At 69.3% G+C, this 20690-nt stretch carries 23 protein-coding genes and 1 tRNA gene; 14 read left to right on the top strand and 10 right to left on the bottom strand.

From position 1 onward, the window contains the following. Nucleotides 1-122: 122 nt before the first annotated feature. Nucleotides 123-629 (top strand): DUF1993 domain-containing protein, encoded by a 507-nt coding sequence (locus DJ021_RS17840; protein ID WP_111458816.1) that lies wholly within the window; start codon nucleotides 123-125, stop codon nucleotides 627-629. On the opposite strand, the gene ruvX is transcribed toward DJ021_RS17840, so the two are convergent. Continuing rightward, a complete protein-coding gene (ruvX, locus tag DJ021_RS17835; protein WP_111458815.1) occupies nucleotides 626-1093 on the bottom strand; it encodes a Holliday junction resolvase RuvX in 468 nt (155 codons plus the stop codon). The genes DJ021_RS17840 and ruvX overlap by 4 nt on opposite strands. 87 nt (nucleotides 1094-1180) lie before the next feature. Here ruvX and gatC point away from each other — a divergent pair, with 87 nt between their 5' ends. Both gatC and gatA read left to right on the top strand, forming a co-directional pair. Continuing rightward, nucleotides 1181-1468 carry an Asp-tRNA(Asn)/Glu-tRNA(Gln) amidotransferase subunit GatC gene (gene gatC / locus DJ021_RS17830; RefSeq protein ID WP_111458814.1) on the top strand — a complete coding sequence of 96 codons (288 nt, stop codon included), beginning with the start codon at nucleotides 1181-1183 and terminating at the stop codon, nucleotides 1466-1468. Beyond that, nucleotides 1468-2940: an Asp-tRNA(Asn)/Glu-tRNA(Gln) amidotransferase subunit GatA gene (gene gatA, locus DJ021_RS17825; RefSeq protein WP_111458813.1), complete on the top strand. Its 1473-nt coding sequence runs from the start codon at nucleotides 1468-1470 to the stop codon at nucleotides 2938-2940. Before gatC ends, gatA begins: the two co-directional genes overlap by 1 nt. A 129-nt stretch (nucleotides 2941-3069) precedes the next feature. On the opposite strand, the gene DJ021_RS17820 is transcribed toward gatA, so the two are convergent. Further along, nucleotides 3070-3405, bottom strand: a complete 336-nt coding sequence (locus DJ021_RS17820) for a hypothetical protein (protein WP_111459170.1) — start codon at nucleotides 3403-3405, stop codon at nucleotides 3070-3072. A gap of 119 nt (nucleotides 3406-3524) precedes the next feature. Between DJ021_RS17820 and gatB the strand changes: the two genes are divergently transcribed. Continuing rightward, nucleotides 3525-4985, top strand: coding sequence for an Asp-tRNA(Asn)/Glu-tRNA(Gln) amidotransferase subunit GatB (gene gatB / locus DJ021_RS17815; protein WP_111458812.1), 1461 nt, complete (start codon nucleotides 3525-3527; stop codon nucleotides 4983-4985). 3 nt (nucleotides 4986-4988) lie between these two features. Here the strand turns inward: gatB and DJ021_RS17810 are convergent, their stop codons facing one another. Continuing rightward, the gene (locus DJ021_RS17810) at nucleotides 4989-5483 is read right to left on the bottom strand and encodes an RcnB family protein (RefSeq protein ID WP_111458811.1); all 495 of its coding nucleotides are present in this window, start codon (nucleotides 5481-5483) and stop codon (nucleotides 4989-4991) included. A 214-nt stretch (nucleotides 5484-5697) separates the two neighbouring features. Between DJ021_RS17810 and DJ021_RS17805 the strand changes: the two genes are divergently transcribed. The 3 genes from DJ021_RS17805 (at nucleotide 5698) to DJ021_RS17795 (ending at nucleotide 7515) form a co-directional block, all read left to right on the top strand. Next, a complete protein-coding gene (locus DJ021_RS17805) occupies nucleotides 5698-6426 on the top strand; it encodes a glutathione S-transferase N-terminal domain-containing protein (protein WP_111458810.1) in 729 nt (242 codons plus the stop codon). A gap of 182 nt (nucleotides 6427-6608) precedes the next feature. Beyond that, complete coding sequence (locus DJ021_RS17800; protein ID WP_111458809.1) at nucleotides 6609-6881, top strand: SEL1-like repeat protein; 273 nt, start codon at nucleotides 6609-6611, stop codon at nucleotides 6879-6881. Nucleotides 6882-6930: 49 nt separating this feature from the next. Continuing rightward, entirely contained in the window at nucleotides 6931-7515 is a 585-nt protein-coding gene (locus DJ021_RS17795) for a cation efflux transmembrane domain-containing protein (protein ID WP_111458808.1), read from the top strand. Nucleotides 7516-7688: 173 nt separating this feature from the next. Here DJ021_RS17795 and DJ021_RS17790 read toward each other — a convergent pair whose 3' ends face one another. Both DJ021_RS17790 and DJ021_RS17785 read right to left on the bottom strand, forming a co-directional pair. Then, complete coding sequence (locus DJ021_RS17790; RefSeq protein WP_111458807.1) at nucleotides 7689-8471, bottom strand: Abi-alpha family protein; 783 nt, start codon at nucleotides 8469-8471, stop codon at nucleotides 7689-7691. Between the two features lie 114 nt (nucleotides 8472-8585). Beyond that, nucleotides 8586-8675: transfer RNA gene (locus tag DJ021_RS17785), tRNA-Ser, on the bottom strand. A gap of 296 nt (nucleotides 8676-8971) precedes the next feature. On the opposite strand from DJ021_RS17785, the gene DJ021_RS17780 reads away from it, so the two are divergent. From DJ021_RS17780 to DJ021_RS19020, 5 genes are all read left to right on the top strand, one after another. Next, nucleotides 8972-10192 (top strand): hypothetical protein, encoded by a 1221-nt coding sequence (locus DJ021_RS17780; RefSeq protein WP_133255055.1) that lies wholly within the window; start codon nucleotides 8972-8974, stop codon nucleotides 10190-10192. A gap of 129 nt (nucleotides 10193-10321) precedes the next feature. Beyond that, entirely contained in the window at nucleotides 10322-10498 is a 177-nt protein-coding gene (locus DJ021_RS19025) for a hypothetical protein (RefSeq protein WP_165837260.1), read from the top strand. Between the two features lie 105 nt (nucleotides 10499-10603). Beyond that, nucleotides 10604-10966: a response regulator gene (locus DJ021_RS17775; RefSeq protein WP_165837259.1), complete on the top strand. Its 363-nt coding sequence runs from the start codon at nucleotides 10604-10606 to the stop codon at nucleotides 10964-10966. Nucleotides 10967-10982: 16 nt separating this feature from the next. Then, nucleotides 10983-12386 carry a family 43 glycosylhydrolase gene (locus DJ021_RS17770; RefSeq protein ID WP_111458804.1) on the top strand — a complete coding sequence of 468 codons (1404 nt, stop codon included), beginning with the start codon at nucleotides 10983-10985 and terminating at the stop codon, nucleotides 12384-12386. A gap of 103 nt (nucleotides 12387-12489) precedes the next feature. After that, on the top strand, nucleotides 12490-12651 hold the full coding sequence (locus tag DJ021_RS19020) for a hypothetical protein (protein ID WP_165837258.1): 162 nt from the start codon (nucleotides 12490-12492) through the stop codon (nucleotides 12649-12651). Here DJ021_RS19020 and DJ021_RS17765 read toward each other — a convergent pair. Next, nucleotides 12648-13148, bottom strand: a complete 501-nt coding sequence (locus tag DJ021_RS17765; protein WP_243626086.1) for a sigma-70 family RNA polymerase sigma factor — start codon at nucleotides 13146-13148, stop codon at nucleotides 12648-12650. The genes DJ021_RS19020 and DJ021_RS17765 overlap by 4 nt on opposite strands. A gap of 261 nt (nucleotides 13149-13409) precedes the next feature. Here DJ021_RS17765 and egtB point away from each other — a divergent pair, with 261 nt between their 5' ends. After that, nucleotides 13410-15623 (top strand): ergothioneine biosynthesis protein EgtB, encoded by a 2214-nt coding sequence (gene egtB / locus DJ021_RS17760; RefSeq protein WP_111458802.1) that lies wholly within the window; start codon nucleotides 13410-13412, stop codon nucleotides 15621-15623. On the opposite strand, the gene DJ021_RS17755 is transcribed toward egtB, so the two are convergent. The 4 genes from DJ021_RS17755 to DJ021_RS17740 all read right to left on the bottom strand — a co-directional run bounded on the left by DJ021_RS17755 (nucleotide 15620) and on the right by DJ021_RS17740 (nucleotide 18928). After that, nucleotides 15620-15832 carry a con-10 family general stress protein gene (locus DJ021_RS17755; protein ID WP_012522458.1) on the bottom strand — a complete coding sequence of 71 codons (213 nt, stop codon included), beginning with the start codon at nucleotides 15830-15832 and terminating at the stop codon, nucleotides 15620-15622. The two genes, egtB and DJ021_RS17755, sit on opposite strands and share 4 nt — an antisense overlap. Nucleotides 15833-16123: 291 nt before the next feature. After that, nucleotides 16124-17467 carry an ATP-binding protein gene (locus tag DJ021_RS17750; protein ID WP_243626085.1) on the bottom strand — a complete coding sequence of 448 codons (1344 nt, stop codon included), beginning with the start codon at nucleotides 17465-17467 and terminating at the stop codon, nucleotides 16124-16126. Further along, nucleotides 17464-18201, bottom strand: coding sequence for a response regulator (locus DJ021_RS17745; RefSeq protein WP_111458801.1), 738 nt, complete (start codon nucleotides 18199-18201; stop codon nucleotides 17464-17466). The genes DJ021_RS17750 and DJ021_RS17745 overlap by 4 nt, the downstream gene beginning before the upstream one ends. Nucleotides 18202-18250: 49 nt before the next feature. Continuing rightward, a complete protein-coding gene (locus DJ021_RS17740) occupies nucleotides 18251-18928 on the bottom strand; it encodes an MBL fold metallo-hydrolase (RefSeq protein ID WP_111458800.1) in 678 nt (225 codons plus the stop codon). 179 nt (nucleotides 18929-19107) lie between these two features. On the opposite strand from DJ021_RS17740, the gene DJ021_RS17735 reads away from it, so the two are divergent. Further along, a complete protein-coding gene (locus tag DJ021_RS17735; protein ID WP_243626084.1) occupies nucleotides 19108-20679 on the top strand; it encodes an APC family permease in 1572 nt (523 codons plus the stop codon). Nucleotides 20680-20690 lie beyond the last annotated feature (11 nt).

The following is a 20690-nucleotide window of genomic DNA, read 5'->3' as shown; positions in this document are numbered from 1 at the left end:
GTCTTAGGTGACGCCGCCCCACAAGCCAAGCGCCCCTTTGCGCCGGGGGGGCGTCAGGGCATACCGGTCGCGACCGCGGCCCGCCTGGAGCCGGGGATTCCACAAGCACCCGGGGGAAATCCGTGAAGGCAGACCTTTATTCGTTCGTCGGCATCTATTCGCGCAATCTGGACACGCTCGCCAACATCCTCACGAAGGGGGCGGAGTTCGCGGCTGCGAACGGCGTCTCCGAGGCCGAGATGCTCGATTGGCGGCTGGCCGACGACATGTTCCCGCTGCGTCGGCAGGCGCAGATCGTGCGCGACTTCGCCGTCCAGTGGCCGGCGCGGGCGGCCGGCCTGCCGGTCCCTGCGGCGCTGGAAGGCGAGCCGGACCTCGCGCAGCTGCGCGCCGCCATCTCCGAGGCCAAGGCCGCGCTGGCGAATCTCAAGCCCGACCAGTTCGAAGGCCGCGACGAGGTCCCGCTGACCGTCAACATCGGCCCGATGGAGCCCACCCTGCCGGCCGCGCAGTGGATCCTCGGCTTCGCCACCACCAACTTCTACTTCCACCTGTCGATGGCGTACGCGATCCTGCGGGCCAAGGGCGTGCCGATCGGCAAGATCGATCTGTTCGCCGGCGGCCTCTAGGCGTTCCGCAGCCGCTCCAGCGCGCCCTGGAGGATCCAGGCGGCCGCCATCTTGTCCACCGCGTCGGCGCGGCGGGCGCGGGTGGCGTCCGCCTCGGAGATCAGCACCCGGTTCACCGCCATCGAGCTCATCCGTTCGTCCCAGAAGGCGATGGGGAGGTCGCGCAGGCGCAACAGGTTGCGAGCGAAGGCGCGGCTGGACTGGCAGCGCGGTCCCTCCGTGCCGTCCATGTTGACCGGCAGGCCGACCACGATGCCGGCTGCGCCGCGGCTCTCCATCAGCTTGAAGAGGGCTGCGGCGTCGTCTGTGAACTTGGTCTTGCGGATCAGCTGAAGCGGGCTCGCCACCGTGCGGGTGGCGTCGGAGACCGCGACGCCGACGGTCTTCTCGCCGAGGTCGAGGCCGACCACGGGCGCATAGGGCGGCAGGGCGGCTGGGAGTTCGAGCAGATCGACGACGGCCATGCGCCCTCCTTAGCATCAAGAGAGGGATGTCTTGCAAAACCAGGCCGCGCACGGCTAACCCACGCCCCTGAGTTACAGGAGGGCCCCATGGCCATCGATGCGGCGACCGTGCGTAAGGTCGCCAGGCTGGCGAGGATCGCCGAGCCCGAGGAGAAACTGGAGCCGCTGGCGAAGGAGCTGTCGGCGATCATCGACTGGATCGAGCAGCTCAGCGAGGTCGACACCGACGGGGTCGAGCCGATGACCTCGGCCGTGCATGTGCCGATGGCGATGCGCGACGACGTGGTCACCGAAGGCGGCGACCCTGAGGTGGTGCTGTCCAACGCGCCCAAGCGGGCCGGCAACTTCTTCGTCGTGCCGAAGGTGGTGGAGTGATGGCTGAGCTCACCTCCCTGACCCTGAAGGCCGCGCTGGACGGCCTGAAGGCCAAGACCTTCTCGTCGGTCGAGCTGACGCAGGCCCACGTCGCGGCCGTCGAGGCCGCCCGGGCGCTGAACGCCTTCGTGCTGGAGACGCCGGACAAGGCGCTGGAGATGGCCAGGGCCTCCGATGCCCGCCGCGCCGCCGGCCAGGCCGGGCCGCTGGACGGCGCGCCGCTGGGCATCAAGGACCTGTTCTGCACCGAAGGCGTGCGCTCGACCGCCGGCTCGAAGATCATCGGCGAGTTCAAGCCCACCTACGAGAGCACCGTCACCGCCAACCTCTGGCGCGACGGGGCGGTGATGCTCGGCAAGCTGAACATGGACGAGTTCGCCATGGGCTCGTCCAACGAGACCTCGGCCTGGGGGCCGGTGGTCAACCCCTGGCGGGCGCAGGGCGGCAACGCCCAGCTGACCCCGGGCGGCTCCTCGGGCGGCTCGGCCGCGGCGGTGGCGGCGGAGCTCTGCCTGGGCGCCACGGCGACCGACACCGGCGGCTCGATCCGCCAGCCGGCCTCGTTCACCGGCACGGTGGGCATCAAGCCGACCTACGGGCGGGTGTCGCGCTGGGGCATCGTCGCCTTCGCCTCCTCGCTCGACCAGGCCGGGCCGATGGCCCGCACCGTCGAGGACACCGCCATCCTCCTGAAGTCGATGGCGGGCCACGACCCCAACGACTCCACCAGCCTGCCGGTCGAGACCCCGGACTTCCCGGCCTTCGTCGGCAAGTCGGTGAAGGGGCTGCGGGTCGGGGTGCCCAAGGAGTACCGCGTCGACGGCATGCCGCCGGAGATCGAGAAGCTCTGGGAACAGGGAATCGCCTGGCTGAGGGAGGCCGGCTGCGAGATCGTCGAGGTCTCCCTGCCGCACACCAAGTACGCCCTGCCGGCCTACTACATCGTCGCTCCGGCCGAGGCCTCCTCGAACCTCGCCCGCTACGACGGCATGCGCTACGGCCTGCGGGTCGAGGGCGGCAACCTCACCGACACCTACGAGAAGACCCGCGCCGAGGGCTTCGGCGCGGAGGTCAAGCGCCGCATCCTGATCGGCACCTATGTGCTCTCGGCCGGCTACTACGACGCCTACTACCTGAAGGCGCTGAAGGTCCGCCGGCGGATCGCCGACGACTTCGACCAGGCCTTCGAGAAGGTCGACGCCCTGCTGACCCCGACCGCGCCCTCGGCCGCCTTCGCCCTGGGCGACAAGTCGGACGACCCGGTCGCCATGTACCTGAACGACATCTTCACGGTGACGGTGAACCTGGCGGGCCTGCCGGGGATGAGCGTGCCGGCCGGCGTCGACGCCAACGGCCTGCCGCTCGGCCTGCAGCTGATCGGCCGGGCGCTGGACGAGGGGACGCTGTTCTCGCTGGGCGGCGCGCTGGAGAAGGCCGCCGACTTCCGGGCCAAGCCGCAGAAGTGGTGGTGAGCTAGCAACATCTGCTCGTCATCACCCGGCTTGTCCGGGTGACCCATCCCAAGGCCCGTCTTCGACAGCCGCGGAAACGGGTTGGGCTGGGCGGCCCGGACAAGCCGGGCCATGACGAACTGTGGGTCGCTATTTGATCTTGTCGAACTCGGCCTGCAGGGCCTTCAGCTTGGCGTCGTCGAGGGCGCCCTGGCTCATCGGGGCGACCTGGGCCAGCGTCATGCTGCCGATCTGGTCGTAGTACTGCGTGATCGCCGGCAGCGCGGATTCGAGCACGGCCTTGGCGGCCGGGTTCTTGACGATGTCGCCGATCAGCGTGGTGTCGACGGAGATCTTGGCCGAGGCTGCCGCAGGCGCCGTGGCCGCCGAGGCGCCGGTCTTGGCGGTCGCCTGGGCCTGAGCCAGCGCCGGCGCGGCGGCCAGCGAGGCGAGGGCGGCGAGCGCCGCGAGGGTGGTGGTCTTCATGATGTCCTTCCCCAATGTCTTTCTTTGAATGCTCAAGCTTGAGCCTGTTTTCCGGCTTTCGCGCAATAGCCCGCATCGGCCCGCTTCCGCTGGCGGGCCGGCCGCTTTAGAAGACGCCCATGACTGAGAAGACCAAGCTGATCGAGGGCCGCACCGGCTCGTGGGAAATCGTCCTGGGGCTGGAAGTGCACGCCCAGGTGGCCTCCAACGCCAAGCTGTTCTCCGGCGCGGCGGTGGGATTCGGCGCCGGTCCCAACGAGCAGGTCAGCCTGGTGGACGCGGCCATGCCGGGCATGCTGCCGGTGATCAATCGCCACTGCGTCGAGCAGGCGGTGAAGACCGGGCTCGGCCTGAAGGCGCAGATCAATCACTGGTCGCGCTTCGACCGGAAGAACTACTTCTACCCGGACCTGCCGCAAGGCTACCAGATCAGCCAGTTCAAGGACCCGATCGTCGGCGAGGGCGAGGTGATCGTCGAGCGCGACGACGGCTCCACCTTCACCGTGCGCATCGAGCGGCTGCACCTGGAGCAGGACGCCGGCAAGTCGCTGCACGACCAGGACCCCAACGCCACCTACGTCGACCTCAACCGGGCCGGCACCGCGCTGATGGAGATCGTCTCCATGCCGGACATGCGAAGCTCGGAAGAAGCCGCGGCCTACGTGAAGAAGCTGCGGACCATCCTCGTCTATCTCGGCACCTGCGACGGCGACATGGACAAGGGCAACCTGCGCGCCGACGTCAACGTCTCGGTGCGTCGGCCCGGGGCCGAGCTCGGCACGCGCTGCGAGATCAAGAACGTCAACTCCTACCGCTACATCCAGCAGGCCATCGAGTACGAGGCGCGCCGGCAGATTGAGATTCTCGAGGACGGCGGCAAGATCGACCAGGAGACCCGCCTGTTCGATCCCGGCAAGCTCGAGACCCGCTCCATGCGCTCCAAGGAAGAGGCGCACGACTACCGCTACTTCCCCGACCCGGACCTCCTGCCGCTGGTGCTCGATCCGGCCTGGGTGAAGGAGATCGAGGCCACCCTGCCGGAGCTGCCGGACGCCAAGAAGGCGCGGCTGATCTCCCAGTACGGCCTCAGCGCCTATGACGCCGGCGTGCTGATCACCGAACAGGCCCGCGCCGACTTCTACGAGACCGCCGTCAAGGGCCGCGACGCCAAGCTGACCGCCAACTGGGTGACCAACGACCTGGCCGCCCGGCTGACCGCGGCGGGCCTGGAGATCACCGAGAGCCCGATCCCGCCCGACGCCATCGCCGAGCTGGTGCAGCTGATCGAGGAGGGGGTGATCTCCTCCAAGATCGCCAAGGACGTCTTCGAGCGCATGTGGGCCGGCGACGGCCGCCCGCGCGAGATCGTCGAGAAGCAGGGCCTGCAGCAGGTCTCCGACACCGGCGCGCTCGACGCCATCATCGATGCGCTGATCGCCGCCAACCCCGGCCAGGCCGCCGCGGTGAAGGAGAAGCCGCAGGCCATCGGCTGGTTCGTCGGCCAGGTGATGAAGGAGACCGGCGGCAAGGCCAACCCGGGCGCGGTGAACCAGCTCCTGAAGGCCAAGCTCGGCCTCTAGGCCTCAGTAGGGCACGACGTCGAAAATCTGCCCGGTCATGGTCGACATCAGCACGTAGCTGCCGCCGACCCGCATCCAGGTGTAGCCGCGCGGCGGCGGCCGCAGGCGATAGCGGCCGTAGTCCTGCATCGGGGCGCCGCGGTAATCCGGCGGCATGTAGCCGCCGCGGCGCAGGCTGCGCGGAGCGCTGTAGCCAGGCGGCGGGCCGTAGGAATAGGCGCCCGGGGGCGGACCATAGGACCAGCCCTGACCGCCGCGGTCGGGGCCGCGGCCGCCGCGATCCTCGCCACGTCCGCGATCACCACCGCCGCGATCGCCACCACCGCGCTCACCGCCGCGATCACGGCCACCGCGATCGCCGCCGCCGTGATCGCCGCGATCGCCGCCGCCGTCGCCGTGTCCACGGTCATGCTTGCCATCCGCCGCCGCCGTGCCGCCCGCGGCCAGGGATCCGGCCAGGGCGACGACAGCGGCGAGCGTCAGGATGAGGCGTCTCATATCGCCAGATTTCCTCAATTCTCGCCCTCGGTCGATGCACCATCGTCCAGGCGGGCTGAACTGAGCCTGAACGCTCAGTCTCACGGCGCTTGGGGCGGTTTCCGTCGCGGCCGGAAAACGCCGTCGTCCCGCGAAGGCTCCGGCTCGCGCTTGCCAGCCGGCCGCGGCTTGCCATCTATGCGTCACCATAAGATCAGATCGAGGGAGACGTCGAATGGCCCAGCCGGTCGAGGTGCACTACTGGCCAACGCCCAATGGCCACAAGATCACCATCGCGCTGGAGGAGATGGGCCTGGCCTACGAGATCAGGCCGGTGAACATCGGCCGCGGCGAACAGTTCACGCCGCAGTTCCTGTCGATCAGCCCCAACAACCGGATGCCGGCCATCGTCGACCCGGACGGGCCGGGCGGCGCGCCGATCTCGGTCTTCGAGTCCGGGGCCATCCTGCAGTACCTCGGCCGCAAGACGGGCAAGTTCTACGGCGCCGACGAACGCGCCAGGGTCGAGGTCGAGGAGTGGCTGTTCTGGCAGATGGCGGGCCTGGGGCCGATGGCCGGCCAGGCGCACCACTTCCGCCAGTACGCCCCCTCGATGATCTCCGACCAGCGCCAGGTGGCCTATGGCGCCATCCGCTACACCAACGAGGTCAACCGCCTCTACGGCGTGCTCGACAAGCGGCTCGCCGACCGCGAGTTCGTGGCCGGCGACTATTCGGTCGCCGACATGGCGGCCTGGCCCTGGGTGACGCCCTGGAAGCTGCAGGGCATCGTCATGGACCAGTTCCCGAACCTGAAGGCCTGGTACGCCCGCATCGAGGGTCGCGCGGCGGTGCAGCGGGCGATGAAGGTCGCCGAGGACCTGCGCAGCGGCCCCGGCCTGCAGGCCGCCACGCCCGAGGCCGAGGCGGCGCGCCGCGTACTGTTCGGCCAGCGCGCACGCTAATCACGCGCGCCGGCTTTTTCGCAGCGTAAAGCACGCGAATGCTGGGCTTTCTTCTGAAGATGAAGGGCGGACAACAGGCGGCTTAACCATGTGTTCAGGCGAAGTCGGGTTTCTTGAGCCTGTAAGAGCCGGATCAGGGTTCCAGAATGGAGCGCGTTCCGGTCAAAACAGGGACAAGGATCATGCTTCCGTCGATGGAAGTCTCCAACGAGGGCCTGCCGCTTCCGAGCGGCGATGCGAGCGGGGACGAGCTGTTCCGCCTGGGCCTGCTCTATTCCACGGGCCAGGGCGGCGCGCCGCTGGACTACGTCTCGGCGCACATGCTGTTCAACCTCGCCGCCATGCGCGGCTCGGTGGAGGCCAAGGTGTACCGCAAGGAACTGTCGGGCGAGATGGGCTCCGAGGAAGTGGCTGAAGCCCAGCGTCACGCCCGCGAGTGGCTGGCCCAGGGCTGACGTTCGCCCGCAGCCTTCGTAGATGGCGAAGCGAAGGCGAGGGTAGCTCATGAACGACGACCGGTTGGGCCGGGCCGTTCGGCTCGTGGCCATTCTGAACCTGGCCTACTTTGGCGTGGAGTTCGCCGTCGCCCTCTCCATCAGCTCGGTGTCGCTGCTGGCCGACAGCGTCGACTTCCTTGAGGACGCGGCGGTCAATCTGCTGATTTTCGCGGCGCTGGGTTGGAGCGCCGCCCGCCGGGCGAAGCTCGGCATGGCGCTGGCCGGCGTGCTGCTGATCCCGGCGGTCGCCTTCCTCTGGACCCTCTACCAGAAGTTCGCCGCCCCGGTCGCGCCGGAGCCGCTCCGCCTTGGGCTCACCGGGGCAGGGGCGCTGGCGGTCAATCTGTTCTGCGCCTTCACGCTGGCCCGGTTCCGCCACCACGGCGGCAGCCTGACCAAGGCCGCCTTCCTGTCGGCGCGCAACGACACGCTCGCCAACCTGGCGATCATCGCCGCCGGCGCGGTGACCGCCGTCTACCGCTCGATCTGGCCCGACGTGATCGCCGGCCTTGGGATCGCCCTGATGAACCTGGACGCCGCCCGCGCCGTGTGGACCGCCGCGCGCGCGGAGCATCGCGCGCCCCGGCCGTAGCCGCGCTGGGACTCTGCTGGGCTGGAGGGCGCGGCTCGGTTCGCCGTATGGTGCCCGGTATTGAGGAAAGGCGGTGACGGAGGGATTTGAAACCTCTCGGTGGGGTACTCCTGGGCGCATGGAGGGGAGCGGGACCGAGGGAGAAAAATGGTCGCACACCCCTCCAAGCACCCTCAGGTTCGCGCAATTGTCCCCGGCGCGTCGGTCTCTGGCCCTGGAGGCAGGTCGTCGGCCGGCCTGAGGCCATAGAAATCCAACACCGATCCCACGTGACCTTCGCAGCGGGCGTAGAAGCTCAGGGCAAGCGGAGAAGGCTCTATTTGATTGTTGTCCGGCGCGTGGAAGCCCATCCCGCTCGCGAACGCCAAGAGGCCCAACTCACGGAGGTGATCCACCGCCACATCCAGCGCGTAGATGTCATCGCTTCCGAACAATTCGAATAGCTTTTGGCGGGGGATCACCGGCCCATCGGCCATCGGCAAGCCTGCCGCACCGAGGCGCTTGTTGGCGTTCTGACATGCGTACGCCAGCACCTTGGCTTGGCTCGCTGTGATGCTGGAAAGCAGACCCACGAAGATCAGATTATCCTGACTTCGGCCCTCCGCAGTGCATCCGGAGGCCAATAGGCCCGCCCACATTTCCTGCACCTGGTCGTCATCTTCCCAAGAGCCGTTCTCTAACACGGCTGCCACCAAGCGCGGGTGAGCGTGTCGCTCTGCGTCTCCGAAGGCGGCGCGATACTTTCTCTCGGTGCGCAGGGTCAGCTTGATTCTCTGCTCGGTCCGCCAAGCCACCACGCGATCTTGCAATAGGAAGCCGAACTCCTCGGCGGCCGGCAGACAGATTCGGCTCAAGAATGCACCGGCTCCGTCTGTGCTTGCCTTCGTGACGACTAGCGCCGCATCCCCGAGCGGTTTGATCCCCAAAACGTCAAAGCTGTTCTTTGGTTCACTCATCACGCTCTCCCCCTGCGGAAGATAACGGAGCAGAGCCGGGGCGCTAGGGGGACAAGTTATCGTCCCGGAATTGTCTCGGTAGGCGAGACTCGCGTTTATAAACAACGGGAAAAGTGGCGGTGACGGAGGGATTCGAACCCTCGATACCCTTTCAGGTATGACGATTTAGCAAACCGTTGCCTTCAGCCACTCGGCCACGTCACCTTGTTGATTTTACTCAACTTTAGTCGATCCCCCTGAGCTGCCGGCAGTGAGCGCCTGCGAAGCGGCCCGAAAGGACGCCCCTCATAGCCGATAGGCCGGTGCGCGGGCAACGGCGTAGTGGCCGCGCCGCACGGTTCGCGCAAACTGGCTCCGGGCGCGGCGTCATCAGCGCGGAAAGAGGGTGTTAATTCTAGCTATAGTATCTGGTGCCGCGCGGCATGGTTGTGCCGACTTGGAGAGCGGCTGTCGGTGGGCGCGCCACCGACGGGCGCCTCGCCGGTCTCGGGGGCGGTCAGATGGGGTCTGCGACAGCAGCCAGGAAGGCGGCCGCCACCCAAGCGGAGCCGTCGGCCGAGGCCGCCGGCGCCCAGCGGGTGCTCGCGCCCGGCGTCTCCGAGTCGCTCGCCGCCTTCGACGCCCGGCTGCTGGCCGACGGGCAGATCACCCTGATTTCACTCGATGTGCTGGTGGAGCAGATGGGGCCGCGATGGCCCATGCGACGGCTGCAGGTGGAGAAGCACGTCGAGCGCCTGCTCGCCCGCGAGCTCACCGGCGCCGCGACGTTCCTGAAGGTGTCCGACGCGGACTATCTGGTCTGTCAGCCGGACGTCGCACGGCTGTCCGGCCAGGTGGCCTGCCTACGGCTCGTGCGGGAAGTGCTCGACCACTTCCTGGGTACGACGGTGCGAGCTGTCGAAGGCGTGTTCGAGGCCACGGCGCTCGGCGCCGGCGGGGTCGAGGCGCGCGCCATCAGCGTTGCGGACCTGCTGGCCGCGGAGGCCGCGGAAAAGGTCGAGCGTCAGCGCGCGGCGGACCTTGAACGCGCGACCTCGCCGTTCGCGGTGTCGGATGGGACGTCGGTGCTGGTGTCCTGCACGCTCGAGTCGGTGGTCGAGCTGAGGGCGAACTCCGTCATCGGCTATCGCTTGTGCCGTCGCGTCTCGGTCGCCAAGACCGGCGAGGTGTTGCCGCCGTCGCAGATCGCCGGGTTGGCGGGCGTCGACATCCTTCGCATCGACCTGGCGACGATGGTCCAGGGCCTGTCCAAGGTGCGCGCCTTGGCGACCCCGCCGCCGTCGTTGATCGTTCCGGTCTCCTATGCCTGCCTCTCCAGCCAGCGGGGGCGCACGGAGATCGTCGACGTCATCCAGGAAGCCCAGGGCTGCGTCCGACACGGCGTGATCGTCGAGATCTTCGATGTCGAAGGCGCGCCCCAGGCGAGTCTTCAGGAGGTGGTGGCGAGCATCCGACCCATCGCGCTGTTCGTCGCCGCGCGCCTGGCCCCGTCGCCTCCGATCAGCATCCGCCATTTGCGGGGCGTGGGCCTGCGGGCGCTGGCGTTCGAGTGCCCGCCGGCGCAATCGGATGGCGAATTCATCGGCTGGGCGCAGGCGAGAATCCGCATGGCCAAGCACGTCGCCAGTGCGGTGCTGCTGTATGGAGCGCCCGCGTCCTTCGCCACCCCCCCCGGACGGCTCTCGGAACTCGGGGCCACGCACGCCAGCCTGAGGGCCTGACGGCGGGGCCAGTCGGCGCGGATATCCCTAACCGATCGAAACCATCGAGACACACGAGTCGGTAAGGATGCCGAACGTAGTCGGTCCGTGACACCCGTTTGGGTTGTCCGTCGTACGGAGAAGCTGCGCTTGGAATACCCAGATCCCGAACAACGGGCCGCGCAGTGCCTTCGCCTGGCTCACGCCACCTACGACATCGCCGAGGAGTGCGACGACCACGAGATGCTGCATGCCTATCTGGATCTTGCAGGCAAATGGCTCGGCCTCGCGGACCGCGCGCTGGCGGAGGTGCGCGCCGCGCACTAACCCGGGGGCCCCACCGGAGCCGCCCATCGCTTTTCGCCGTCCTATGGCGGGAACCCGACACTGGGTGTCGGCGTTCTGTGTCGCTGGGTTGTCTGGGGAATGCGTATGGGGCGAATTCTCGTCGTCGAAGACGACCACGCGATCTGCGCACTGATCACCGATATCCTGCAGGACGCCGGATTCGAGACGCGGTGCGTTCAAACCGACCGCGAGGCCTATGCCGTCATCCCCAGCCTCCCGACGATCGAGGCCCTGATCCTCGACGTCAACCTGGGCTCCGGGACCACGGGGTTCGATGTGGCCCGGTTTGCGCGCCAGGTCATTCCGGAGCTGCCGGTGATCTACGTCAGCGGGGAGGCGTCACAGACCAACTTCAGCGCCTTTGGGGTCCCCGACAGCGACTTCGTCGAGAAGCCGTTCACGCCGGACGAACTGCTCACAACGCTACGGTCCCGGATGGCCGCCTGACCGACGCGGATTTCCCATGAGCCTCGATCTCTCCCGCCCGGTGCGCCTGCGCACGCCCGAGGGCGCGCCAGCGGTCTTCGAGGTCGCCATCGAGGGGACCGGCCCGCGCCGTTTCCGCATCGCCGAGCGTGGCGGCCGTTCGCACGCCTACGACCTGCCGACGCGGGAGCAGGGCGCCTATCTCGATCTCTTCGAGGGGCTCTGCCGCGACTTCGGCCTGCGCCAGCCGCTTGGCCGCAGCCTGCCGCCGGCGAACGGCCGCGCCGAGCCGCCGCTTCGCCCGCTGCTCACCGCGCCGGTCGACCCGGAGATCCTCTACGGCTACGGCGACCCCTGCGTGCTCCGCCTGGGCCCCCACGACTACCGGCTGCTGGTCACCTCCAACGACGCGCCGAACGCCTTTCCGATCCTGGCCTCCGCGGACCTGGAGACCTGGCGGCTGACCGGTTTCGTCTTCCCGCGCGGGCAGGCGCCTGGCTGGACGCTGACCGGCCCCGGGATGGCGGACTTCTGGGCGCCGGAGATGCACCGGATCGACGACCAGTACTGGGTGTGCTTCGCCGCGCGCGGCCAGGACCGGACGCTGGCCATCGGCATGGCGCGGTCCTCGACCCCGGACGGCCCGTTCGTCGCCGACGAGGCGCCGATCGTCGGCGGCGGGGTCATCGATCCGCATATCCTGGTCGACGCCGCGGGCGCGCCCTGGCTGATCTGGAAGCGGGACGAGAACGACCTGTGGCCCGGCCGGCTCGGCGCCCTGCTGCACGACCGCCCCGAGCTGGTCGACCGGCTGTTCGAGACCAGGCAGGACCGGCGCACCGCCGCCTTCGTGCTGACCCTGTGGCCCTGGGTCGGCGAGCTGGAGCCGATGGAGCAGTTCTTCGTCCAGCAGACGCTGATCGAGGCGGCGACCGCGGACTTCGCCGGATTCCGCGCCCGCCTGGCCGGCGTCGGCGGCCCGCTGGCGCAAGCGGTGCTCGAGGCGCTGACGACCCGCATCCACGCCCAGCGGTTGGCGCGGGACGGGCGCTCGCTGCTGGGCGAACCGGTGGTGATCCTGGAAAACGACCAGCCGTGGGAGGCGCACCTGATCGAAGGCGTCTGGGTGACCTGCGACGGCGGCCGCTACTACCTGCTCTACGCCGGCAACGACTTCTCGACCGCTCACTACGGCATCGGGGTCGCCGTGGCCGACCAGCCGACCGGACCTTACCGCAAGGTCTCGGAGGTGTTCCTCAGCTCCACGTCGCAGTGGTGGGGCCCCGGCCACCCGTCGGTGGCGACCGGGCCGGATGGGCGGCGCCACATCTTCCTGCACGCCTTCCGGCCCGGCGAAGCCGGCTACAAGGCCTTCCGCGTCCTGCTGACGGCGCCGATCCGGTTCGAGGACGGCCGCGTGTCCCTGGTCGCCGACGGCTGACCGCAAGGCGCTGTTGCCCATTGTCGCAGGCAGGCGAAGGACGATTGCCTCGCCCGGCCACTTACCCGACTGCTCCTGCGAGACCTCGAAAGGGTGGAACGGGATGACCCCCAAGCGCGGCGCGGACGACAAGTTCTCCGCGCTGAACAAGGCCCTCCGCGGGATGTTCAAGAGCCTCCAGGCGCGCCCCGTGCCTGGGCATATCAACTCGGTGGTCGACCAGCTCGACGAGGGCGGCGACAGCCAGCTTAAGAAGAGCGGCTAGGCCCGGCCGACCACGCTCATGTGCTCGAGCGCCATCACGTCGGTGGCGTCCTCGGCGTCCATGATCTTCAGCAGGCGGGCGCGAGCACGGTTCACCCGGCTCTTGATGGTGCCCAGCGCGCAGCCGCAGATTTCCGCCGCCTCCTCGTAGGACAGGCCGGCCGCGCCGACCAGGATCAGCGCCTCGCGATGCTCGTCGGGCAGCTGCTGCAGGGCCGCCTGCAGGGCGTGCATGGCGACGCTCCAGTCCTGGGTCGGCGGCGCCTTCAGGGCGCCGGCGTACTCGCCGCTCTCGTCGCGCACCTCGCGGCGGCGGCGCAGCACGTTGGTGTAGTAGGTGTTGCGCAGGATGGTGAAGAGCCATGCGCGCAGGTTGGTGCCGGGCTCGAACTTGTCACGGTTGGTCCAGGCCTTGATCAGGGTGTCCTGTACGAGGTCGTCGGCGTCCGAGCCGTTGTGGCTCAGCGACCAGGCGAACGCCCGCAAGGCTGGGATCAACCCGACAACCTCATCCCGCCAACTGGTGGTAGGCGCCATGCTTAGCCTCAATAGCCCCAGGCGGGCCCATTACCCACTACCGCTCCGGCGCCCGATGAACGCAGCCCCTAGGCATCTGTTCCGACACGTTTTCTCGGGGAAGGCGCTCGCATTTCTGGAACTTCGTGCGGCGGCTGGCGTTGGCGCCGGACTGATGACGCCCTAGCTATGAGCGTCGAGAGCCGGACATCGTCCGGCTTGGCCGCCGAGGGGACAGGGCTGATGGAGCGTTCCAACGAGGCGGCGGGGCTGGAATCCCGCACTGAGACCCAGACCGCCGACGAGGCCCTGCGTCGCTACCAGGCGGTGCGGCAGGCCAGCGAAGCCCTGACCCGCAGCCTGACGCCGGAGGACCAGCTCGCCCAGTCGATGCCCGACGCCAGCCCGACCAAGTGGCACCTGGCGCATACGACCTGGTTCTTCGAGACCTTCCTGCTGACGTCGCGGCTGGCCGGCTACCGGGTGTTCGACCCGCGCTTCGGCTTCCTGTTCAATTCCTACTACGAGGCGCTGGGCGCGCGGCAGCCGCGGCCCGCCCGCGGCCTGATCACCCGGCCGTCGCTGGACGACGTGCTGTCCTACCGCGCCCATGTGGACGAGGGCATGGCGCGGCTGCTGGCGCAGGGCGCGGAGGGGTTCGCCGACCTGCTCGACCTCGGCCTGGCGCATGAGCAACAGCATCAGGAGCTGATCCTGATGGACATCCTGCACCTGTTCGCCCAGTCGCCGCTGCACCCGGCCTATGCGCCGCCGAGGGCCGCCCCGGCTCCGGTCGCGGTCGCGCCCCTGGCCTTCGTCGGCTTCGACGGCGGCCTGGTGGAGATCGGCCACGGCGGTCCCGGCTTCGCCTTCGACAACGAGACGCCCCGCCACAAGGTCTTCCTGGGCCCGTACCGGCTCGCCGACCGGCTGGTGACCAATGGCGAATGGCAGGCCTTCATGGCCGACGGCGGCTACCGGCGGCCCGAGCTCTGGCTGTCCGAGGGCTGGGCGACCGTGCAGGCGGAGGGTTGGCGCGCGCCGTTCTACTGGCAGGACACCGACGCCGGCTGGATGGCCATGAGCCTGCACGGCCTGCGACCCATCGATCCCGCCGCCCCGGTGACCCACGTCAGCTTCTACGAGGCGGAAGCTTACGCCAGCTGGGCCGGCGCGCGCCTGCCCACCGAGGCCGAGTGGGAGCACGCCGCGGCCGGCCTGCCGGTCGAGGGGCGATTTCTCGGAGCCGGCCGGATCGACCCGACGCCCGCGCCCGACGGCGACGGGCTGCGGCAGATGTTCGGCGACGCCTGGGAATGGACCCGCAGCGCCTATTCGCCCTATCCCGGCTACCGCCCCGCGCCCGGCGCGGTCGGCGAGTACAACGGCAAGTTCATGGCCGGGCAGTTCGTGCTGCGTGGCGGCGCCTGCGTGACGCCCGCCGGCCATGTGCGGGCGAGTTACCGCAACTTCTTCTATCCGCACCAGCGCTGGATGTTCTCCGGCGTGCGCCTGGCGATGGACGCCGCGGCCGAGCGCGGCGCGACCTTCGCCGAGGACGTGGTCGAGGGCCTGTCGAAGCCGCAGAAGAGCCTGCCGCCGAAATACTTCTACGACGCCGAGGGCTCCCGCCTGTTCGAGGCCATCTGCGAACTGGCGGAGTACTATCCGACCCGCACCGAGATCGCCCTGCTGGGCGGGGCGGCGGCGGAGATCTCGCAGGTCATTCCCGAGGGCGCCGCGCTGGTCGAGTTCGGCAGCGGCGCCAGCGTCAAGACCCGGATCGTGCTGGACGCCGCGCCGCAGGTCGCGGTCTACGCCCCCATCGACATCAGCCGCGAGGCCTTGGCCGACGCCGCGCACGCCATCAACCAGGATTATCCCGCGCTTACGGTGGCGCCGCTGGCCGAGGACTTCACCCGCGCGCTGCAGCTGCCGGCCGCGGTCGACGGTCATCCGGTGGTCGGCTTCTTCCCGGGTTCGACGATCGGCAATTTCACCCCGGAGGAAGCGCGGAGCTTCCTCGATGGCGCCCGGCGGTTGCTGGGGCAGGGCGCGGCCTTCCTGGTCGGCATCGACCTGGTCAAGCCGCAGGCGGAGCTGGTCGCGGCCTACGACGACGCGCTCGGCGTCACCGCGGCGTTCAACAAGAACCTGCTGGCGAGGATGAACCGCGAACTCGGCGGCGATTTCGACCTGGAGGCCTTCGCGCATCGAGCGCGGTGGAATGCGGCGCAGAGCCGCGTGGAGATGCACCTGGAGAGCCGCCGGGCGCAGGCGGTCAAGGTGGCCGGGCGCACGTTCGACTTCGCGGCCGGCGAAACCCTGCACACCGAGAACTCCTACAAGTTCACGGTAGAGGGCTTCGCGCGACTGGCGGCCGAGGCGGGCTGGCGGCTCGAGCGGGAGTGGGCCAGCGCCCACCCCGCCTTCGCCGTCGTGCTGCTTCGGGCCTAGCTTTCGCGACCGCGCGAACGGCCGCCGCCGCGGCTGGCCTCGCCGCCCTTACGGCCGGCTGAGGCCGCGAGGTCACGGTCTTTTGCGAAGCTGCGCTTTTCGCCGGGCACGCTGGCCCCGCCCTTGCGGGCGATCTCGCGACGACGTTCGGGGTTCATGGCGGCGAAGCCTCGGCGGGCTCGCGGCTTTCCGGAATCAACGCTGGGCATGGGTACTGCTCTCCTGATCTGGCGACGACATGGGGAGGTCGTGCGAGGCGCCGGCATGGGGCTGCCCGCCGTCAGGCGGCCCGGCCTTGTCGGGCGCCGCGTTTTGCGGGCGCCCGGTCTCCGGCTGAGGCGTATCGGGTCTGTTTTCCAGCTCGGACATGGCGTCTCGCAGGGGTTGCGGTCTGGCTAACCCACGAAGCGCAGCAGAGGTTGCGTCGGAAATTATGGTATTCGCGTGAGGAGGACGATCACGGCGGCCATCGGGCGCGAGAGCTGCGGCCGGGCGGCGACCTAGAGTGGCAGCAGCACGCGCGCCGTGAGCCCGCCGCCGCTGCGGTTGAGCAGCGCCACGTCGCCGCCGTGCCCGCGGGCGATCGAGCGCACCACGGCCAGGCCCAGGCCTATGCCGCCGGTCTGGCGGCTGCGGGAGGGCTCGCGGCGATAGAAGGGCTCGAACACCCGCTCGGCGTCGGCGGGCGGGATGCCGGGGCCGTCGTCGTCGATCTCCACCACCGCGTGGACGCCCTCCTGGTACACCCGGGCGCGGGCGCCGCCGCCGAACTTCACGGCGTTCTCCAGCAGGTTCGAGAACAGCCGGCGCAGCGCCATCGGATCACCCTCGAGCACGACCTTGTCGTTGCGCTCGACCGCGGTCTCGGCGCCGGTCTCGGCCATCTCGTCGCAGAGGCTCTCGAGCAGGGAGGAGAGCTCCAGGGGCGTGCGCTCGCCGGGCCGCGTGGCGTCGCGGACGAAGGCCAGGGTGGCGGAGATCATCTCCTCCATCTGGTCGATGTCGGCGTTCATCTTGGGGCGCAGCTCCTCCGGCGCGCTTTCGATGCGGAACCGCAGGCGGGTCAGCGGCGTGCGCAGGTCGTGGGCGATCGAGCCCACCATCGCGGTGCGGTCCTCGACGTAGCGCCGCAGCCGCCCCTGCATGTCGTTGAAGGCGGCGGCCGCCACGGTGATCTCGGCCGAGCCGCTGATCTGCAACGGCGGGGCGCGCGGGTCGCGGCCGAGGCGCTCGGCGGCGTTGGCCAGGGCGCGGATCGGCGCAGACAGCCGGCGGGCGAATATCCAGGCGATCGGGGCCATGGCCAGGCCGGCGAGCACGAACCACAGCAGGATGCCCCGTTGCCAGGCGTTGAGCCCGAAGGCGCGCTGCGGCCGGACGACCGTCCACCGGCCGTCCGTGCGGCGCACGCCGACCTGGAAGGGATCGATGAGGAAGTGCTCCTCACGCAGCCCCTCGCGGGCCAGGCGGTTGCGCAGGGTGCGGATCACGCGGCGGTCGGTGAACGGCCCGGGGTCGCCGGAGATGACCACGCGGTCGACCGCGATCCCCAGCTCCTGGGCCACCGCCGCGCGGATGCGCGGCGCCTGGCGGCCCTCCATGGCCGGACGCGGCGCATCGGCCTGGGTGCGCACCTCCAGCGGCCGCCGGTCGGTGAAGGTCGGGGCAGGGCCGCGGAAGGCCTGGTCGATCTCGCTGAGCCGATAGAAGTCCGGCGTCGGCGGCGGCAGGTTGAACAGCAGGATCAGGCTGATCGCCTGGGCCGCCACCAGGGTAAAGCCGGTGAAGGTCAGCACCTGGACGAAGAGCGATCCCGTGGGCCGCCCGCGTCCGAACAGGCTCACGAGCGCTTCACCTTGGCGGTGAACATGTAGCCTTCGTTGCGGATGGTGCGGATCAGGTCCTGGCCGCCGCCGCCGTCATCGAGCTTTCGGCGCAGCCGGCTGATCTGCACGTCGATGGCGCGGTCGAAGGCGTCGGAATCGGGGCCGCGGGCGAACTCCAGCAGCTGGTCGCGGGTCAGCACCCGCTGCGGCCGCTCCACGAAGGCGCGCAGCAGGCTGAACTCGCCGGAGGACAGGTTCACCACCACGCCCGGCGGCGAGCGCAGTTCGCGCCGCACCAGGTCCAGGCGCCAACCGGCGAACTCGCAGCCGGCGGAGACCGCGCTGCCGCTGGCCCGCTGCTCGGCGCGGCGCAGCACGGCGCGGACGCGGGCCAGCAGCTCGCGGGGATTGCAGGGCTTGGCCAGGTAGTCGTCGGCGCCCAGCTCCAGGCCGACGATGCGGTCGGTGTCCTCGCCCATGGCCGACAGCATGATGATCGGCGGCGCGCCGTCGCCCACCGCCAGCCGGCGGCAGATCGCCAGGCCGTCCTCGCCCGGCAGCATGACGTCGAGCACGATCAGGTCGACGGGGCCGCGCCCCAGCGCCTGCTCCATCTCCTGGGCGTCGGCGGCGGTCTCGACCCGGTAGCCATGGCGGCCGAGGAAGTCGGAAACCACGTCGCGGATGCCTGGGTCGTCGTCGACCATCAGGATGCGGGCGCCCGCGGTGATCATGTCTGTCTGCGTCTCCATGGCCGCGATCTTCCGACCGTGGCGTAACAGTCCGATTTCGCGTCTGAAATCACGACTCGGCCAGGACCGAGTCGGCGACGAACGGATTGGTCCGCCGTTCCTGGCCGAAGCTCGACATCGGCCCGTGTCCCGGCACGAAGCGGACGTCGTCGCCCAGCGGCCAGAGCCTGGTGGTGATCGAGCTTATGAGGTCGGCGTGGTTGCCGCGCGGGAAGTCGGTGCGGCCAATGGAGCCCTGGAACAGCACGTCGCCGACCTGGGCGAAGCGCGCCTGCCGGTGGAAGAAGATCACGTGGCCCGGCGTGTGGCCCGGGCAGTGGTAGACCTCGAACTCGGTCTCGCCGAGCGTCACCCGGTCGCCGTCCTGTAGCCAGCGGTCGGGCGTGAAGCTGCGCGCGTCCGGCATGCCCCATTTGGCCCCGGAGGCGGTGATGTCGTCGATCCAGAAGGCGTCGTCCGGATGCGGGCCTTCGATGGGGACGCCGGTCGCTTCTTGCAGCGCGGCGGTCCCGCCGGCGTGGTCGAGGTGGCCGTGGGTGATCCAGATCTTTTCGAGCGTGAGGTTCTGGTCTTTCAGCGCCTGCAGCAGGCGCGGGACCTCGCCGCCCGGATCGATGATCGCCGCCTTGCTGGTCTTCGCGCACCAGACGATCGTGCAGTTCTGCTGCAACGGCGTGACGGGCGCGATCAGGGCGCGGATGGCGGGTTGGGTCGAGACGGCGTTCATGCCCCCCTAGAATAGGGGCCGCGCTCAAAACCACAACAAACCCCGGGACCTGCGGGCCATGGCGTCCAGCCTCATTGCCCGCGGGCGGCGGCCCCGCTAGCTTGCCGACGCCCGGATAGGGTCGAGTCAGGGAACAGGACAGCCTTATGGCCAATGGCGTGGGTATCGGGCGCATCTTCTTGCGCAAGTCGGTCGGGCAGATCCAGGCCGAGCATGAGCACGGCGAACTGAAGCGCTCCCTGGGCGCCATCAACCTGGTCCTGCTGGGGATCGGCTGCATCATCGGCACCGGCATCTTCGTGCTGACCGGCCGCGCGGCCGCGCAGTTCGCCGGCCCGGCCATCATGGTCTCCTTCGTGATCACCGGCCTGCTCTGCGCCTTCGTGGCGCTGTGCTACGCCGAACTCGCCTCGGCCCTGCCGGTTTCCGGCTCGGCCTACTCCTACACCTACGCCTCGATGGGCGAGGGCGCGGCCTGGGTCATGGGCCTGCTGCTGCTGCTGGAATACGGCCTGGCGGCTTCCACCGTCGCGGTCGGCTGGTCAGGCTATTTCACCAGCCTGCTCCACGACATGCACCTGATGATACCCCCGGCGCTGACAGCGGCGCCCGGGGTGCCGGTCAAGGACGCGGCGGGGACGGTGATCGCCACCGGGGTGATGAACCTGCCGGCCATCGTGGTCATCGGCCTCGTCACCCTGCTGCTGATCCGCGGCGTCACGGAGTCGGCCCGGGTCAACAACGTCATCGTGGCCATCAAGCTGACCGTGGTCATCGCCTTCATCGTCATCGGCGCGCGCTATGTGCACCCGGCCAACTGGACGCCGTTCGTGCCCGCCGAGATCCCGGTCAGGCCACCGGGCACCAACATGGACATCTGGCACCAGATTGGCCGCGCCCTGCTGGCGGTGGTCACCGGCGACAACTCGACGAAGTACGGCATCGGCGGCGTCATCCACGGCGCGGCGGTGATCTTCTTCGCCTACCTCGGCTTCGAGGCGGTCTCCACGGCCGGCGCGGAGTCGCGCAATCCGGGCAAGGACATGCCGATCGGCATCCTCGGCGCCCTGGTCATCTGCACCATCCTCTACATCGCCACCTCGGCGGTGCTGGTGGGCATCGTGCCTTACGCGTCGCTGGACAACCCGGCCCCGATCGCCACCGCGGTGAACGCCATCGGCCTGCCGTGGTTCGCGGTGCTGGTGAAGATCGGCGCCATCGCCGGCCTCTCCAGCGTGATGCTGGTGCTGCTCTACGGCCAGACCCGGATCTTCTACACCATGTCCCGCGACGGCCTGCTGCCGAGCTCCCTGGCGGTGGTCCACAAGACCTTCAAGACGCCCTGGATCAACACCATCATCGTTGGCTGCGCGGCCATGTGCGCGGCGGGCTTCCTGTCGCTGGACGCCCTCTCGGACCTCTCCAACGTCGGCTCGCTGGCGGCCTTCACCCTGGTTTGCATCACGGTGATCTACCTGCGCTCGACCAATCCCGAGCTGGTGCGGCCGTTCAGGACGCCGCTCTACCCGCTCACCCCGATCCTCGGCGCGGTCATGTGCCTGGTGCTGCTGCTGAGCCTGATGTCGACCCCGGCCACCCGGAACTTCTTCCTGATCTACCTGGCCATCGGCATCGTGATCTACTTCGTCTACGGCATCCGCAGCTCCAACCTCGGCCGCGGCGTCGTCGTCGGGGGCCACGAGCCCGAGCCGTTCGTCGATCTGCCGCGCAAGGGCGACCTGGACTCGTAGCCAGGCGGCCG

The organism is Phenylobacterium hankyongense (genome assembly GCF_003254505.1).
Taxonomy (GTDB): Bacteria; Pseudomonadota; Alphaproteobacteria; order Caulobacterales; family Caulobacteraceae; genus Phenylobacterium; species Phenylobacterium hankyongense.
This window is presented reverse-complemented; position numbering and strand designations above follow the sequence as displayed.

Bases quoted from the DNA above. Each gene is read 5' to 3' on its own strand.
- gatC (WP_111458814.1), top strand. From the start codon at position 1,181: ATGGCCATCGATGCGGCGACCGTGCGTAAGGTCGCCAGGCTGGCGAGG.
- DJ021_RS17795 (WP_111458808.1), top strand. From the start codon at position 6,931: ATGAACGACGACCGGTTGGGCCGGGCCGTTCGGCTCGTGGCCATTCTG.
- DJ021_RS17755 (WP_012522458.1), bottom strand. From the start codon at position 15,832: ATGCCCAGCGTTGATTCCGGAAAGCCGCGAGCCCGCCGAGGCTTCGCC.
- DJ021_RS19020 (WP_165837258.1), top strand. From the start codon at position 12,490: ATGACCCCCAAGCGCGGCGCGGACGACAAGTTCTCCGCGCTGAACAAG.
- DJ021_RS17805 (WP_111458810.1), top strand. From the start codon at position 5,698: ATGGCCCAGCCGGTCGAGGTGCACTACTGGCCAACGCCCAATGGCCAC.
- gatB (WP_111458812.1), top strand. From the start codon at position 3,525: ATGACTGAGAAGACCAAGCTGATCGAGGGCCGCACCGGCTCGTGGGAA.
- DJ021_RS17800 (WP_111458809.1), top strand. From the start codon at position 6,609: ATGCTTCCGTCGATGGAAGTCTCCAACGAGGGCCTGCCGCTTCCGAGC.
- DJ021_RS17745 (WP_111458801.1), bottom strand. From the start codon at position 18,201: ATGGAGACGCAGACAGACATGATCACCGCGGGCGCCCGCATCCTGATG.
- DJ021_RS17780 (WP_133255055.1), top strand. From the start codon at position 8,972: ATGGGGTCTGCGACAGCAGCCAGGAAGGCGGCCGCCACCCAAGCGGAG.
- DJ021_RS17770 (WP_111458804.1), top strand. From the start codon at position 10,983: ATGAGCCTCGATCTCTCCCGCCCGGTGCGCCTGCGCACGCCCGAGGGC.
- gatA (WP_111458813.1), top strand. From the start codon at position 1,468: ATGGCTGAGCTCACCTCCCTGACCCTGAAGGCCGCGCTGGACGGCCTG.
- DJ021_RS17790 (WP_111458807.1), bottom strand. From the start codon at position 8,471: ATGAGTGAACCAAAGAACAGCTTTGACGTTTTGGGGATCAAACCGCTC.
- DJ021_RS17740 (WP_111458800.1), bottom strand. From the start codon at position 18,928: ATGAACGCCGTCTCGACCCAACCCGCCATCCGCGCCCTGATCGCGCCC.
- DJ021_RS17810 (WP_111458811.1), bottom strand. From the start codon at position 5,483: ATGAGACGCCTCATCCTGACGCTCGCCGCTGTCGTCGCCCTGGCCGGA.
- DJ021_RS17775 (WP_165837259.1), top strand. From the start codon at position 10,604: ATGGGGCGAATTCTCGTCGTCGAAGACGACCACGCGATCTGCGCACTG.
- egtB (WP_111458802.1), top strand. From the start codon at position 13,410: ATGGAGCGTTCCAACGAGGCGGCGGGGCTGGAATCCCGCACTGAGACC.
- DJ021_RS17820 (WP_111459170.1), bottom strand. From the start codon at position 3,405: ATGAAGACCACCACCCTCGCGGCGCTCGCCGCCCTCGCCTCGCTGGCC.
- ruvX (WP_111458815.1), bottom strand. From the start codon at position 1,093: ATGGCCGTCGTCGATCTGCTCGAACTCCCAGCCGCCCTGCCGCCCTAT.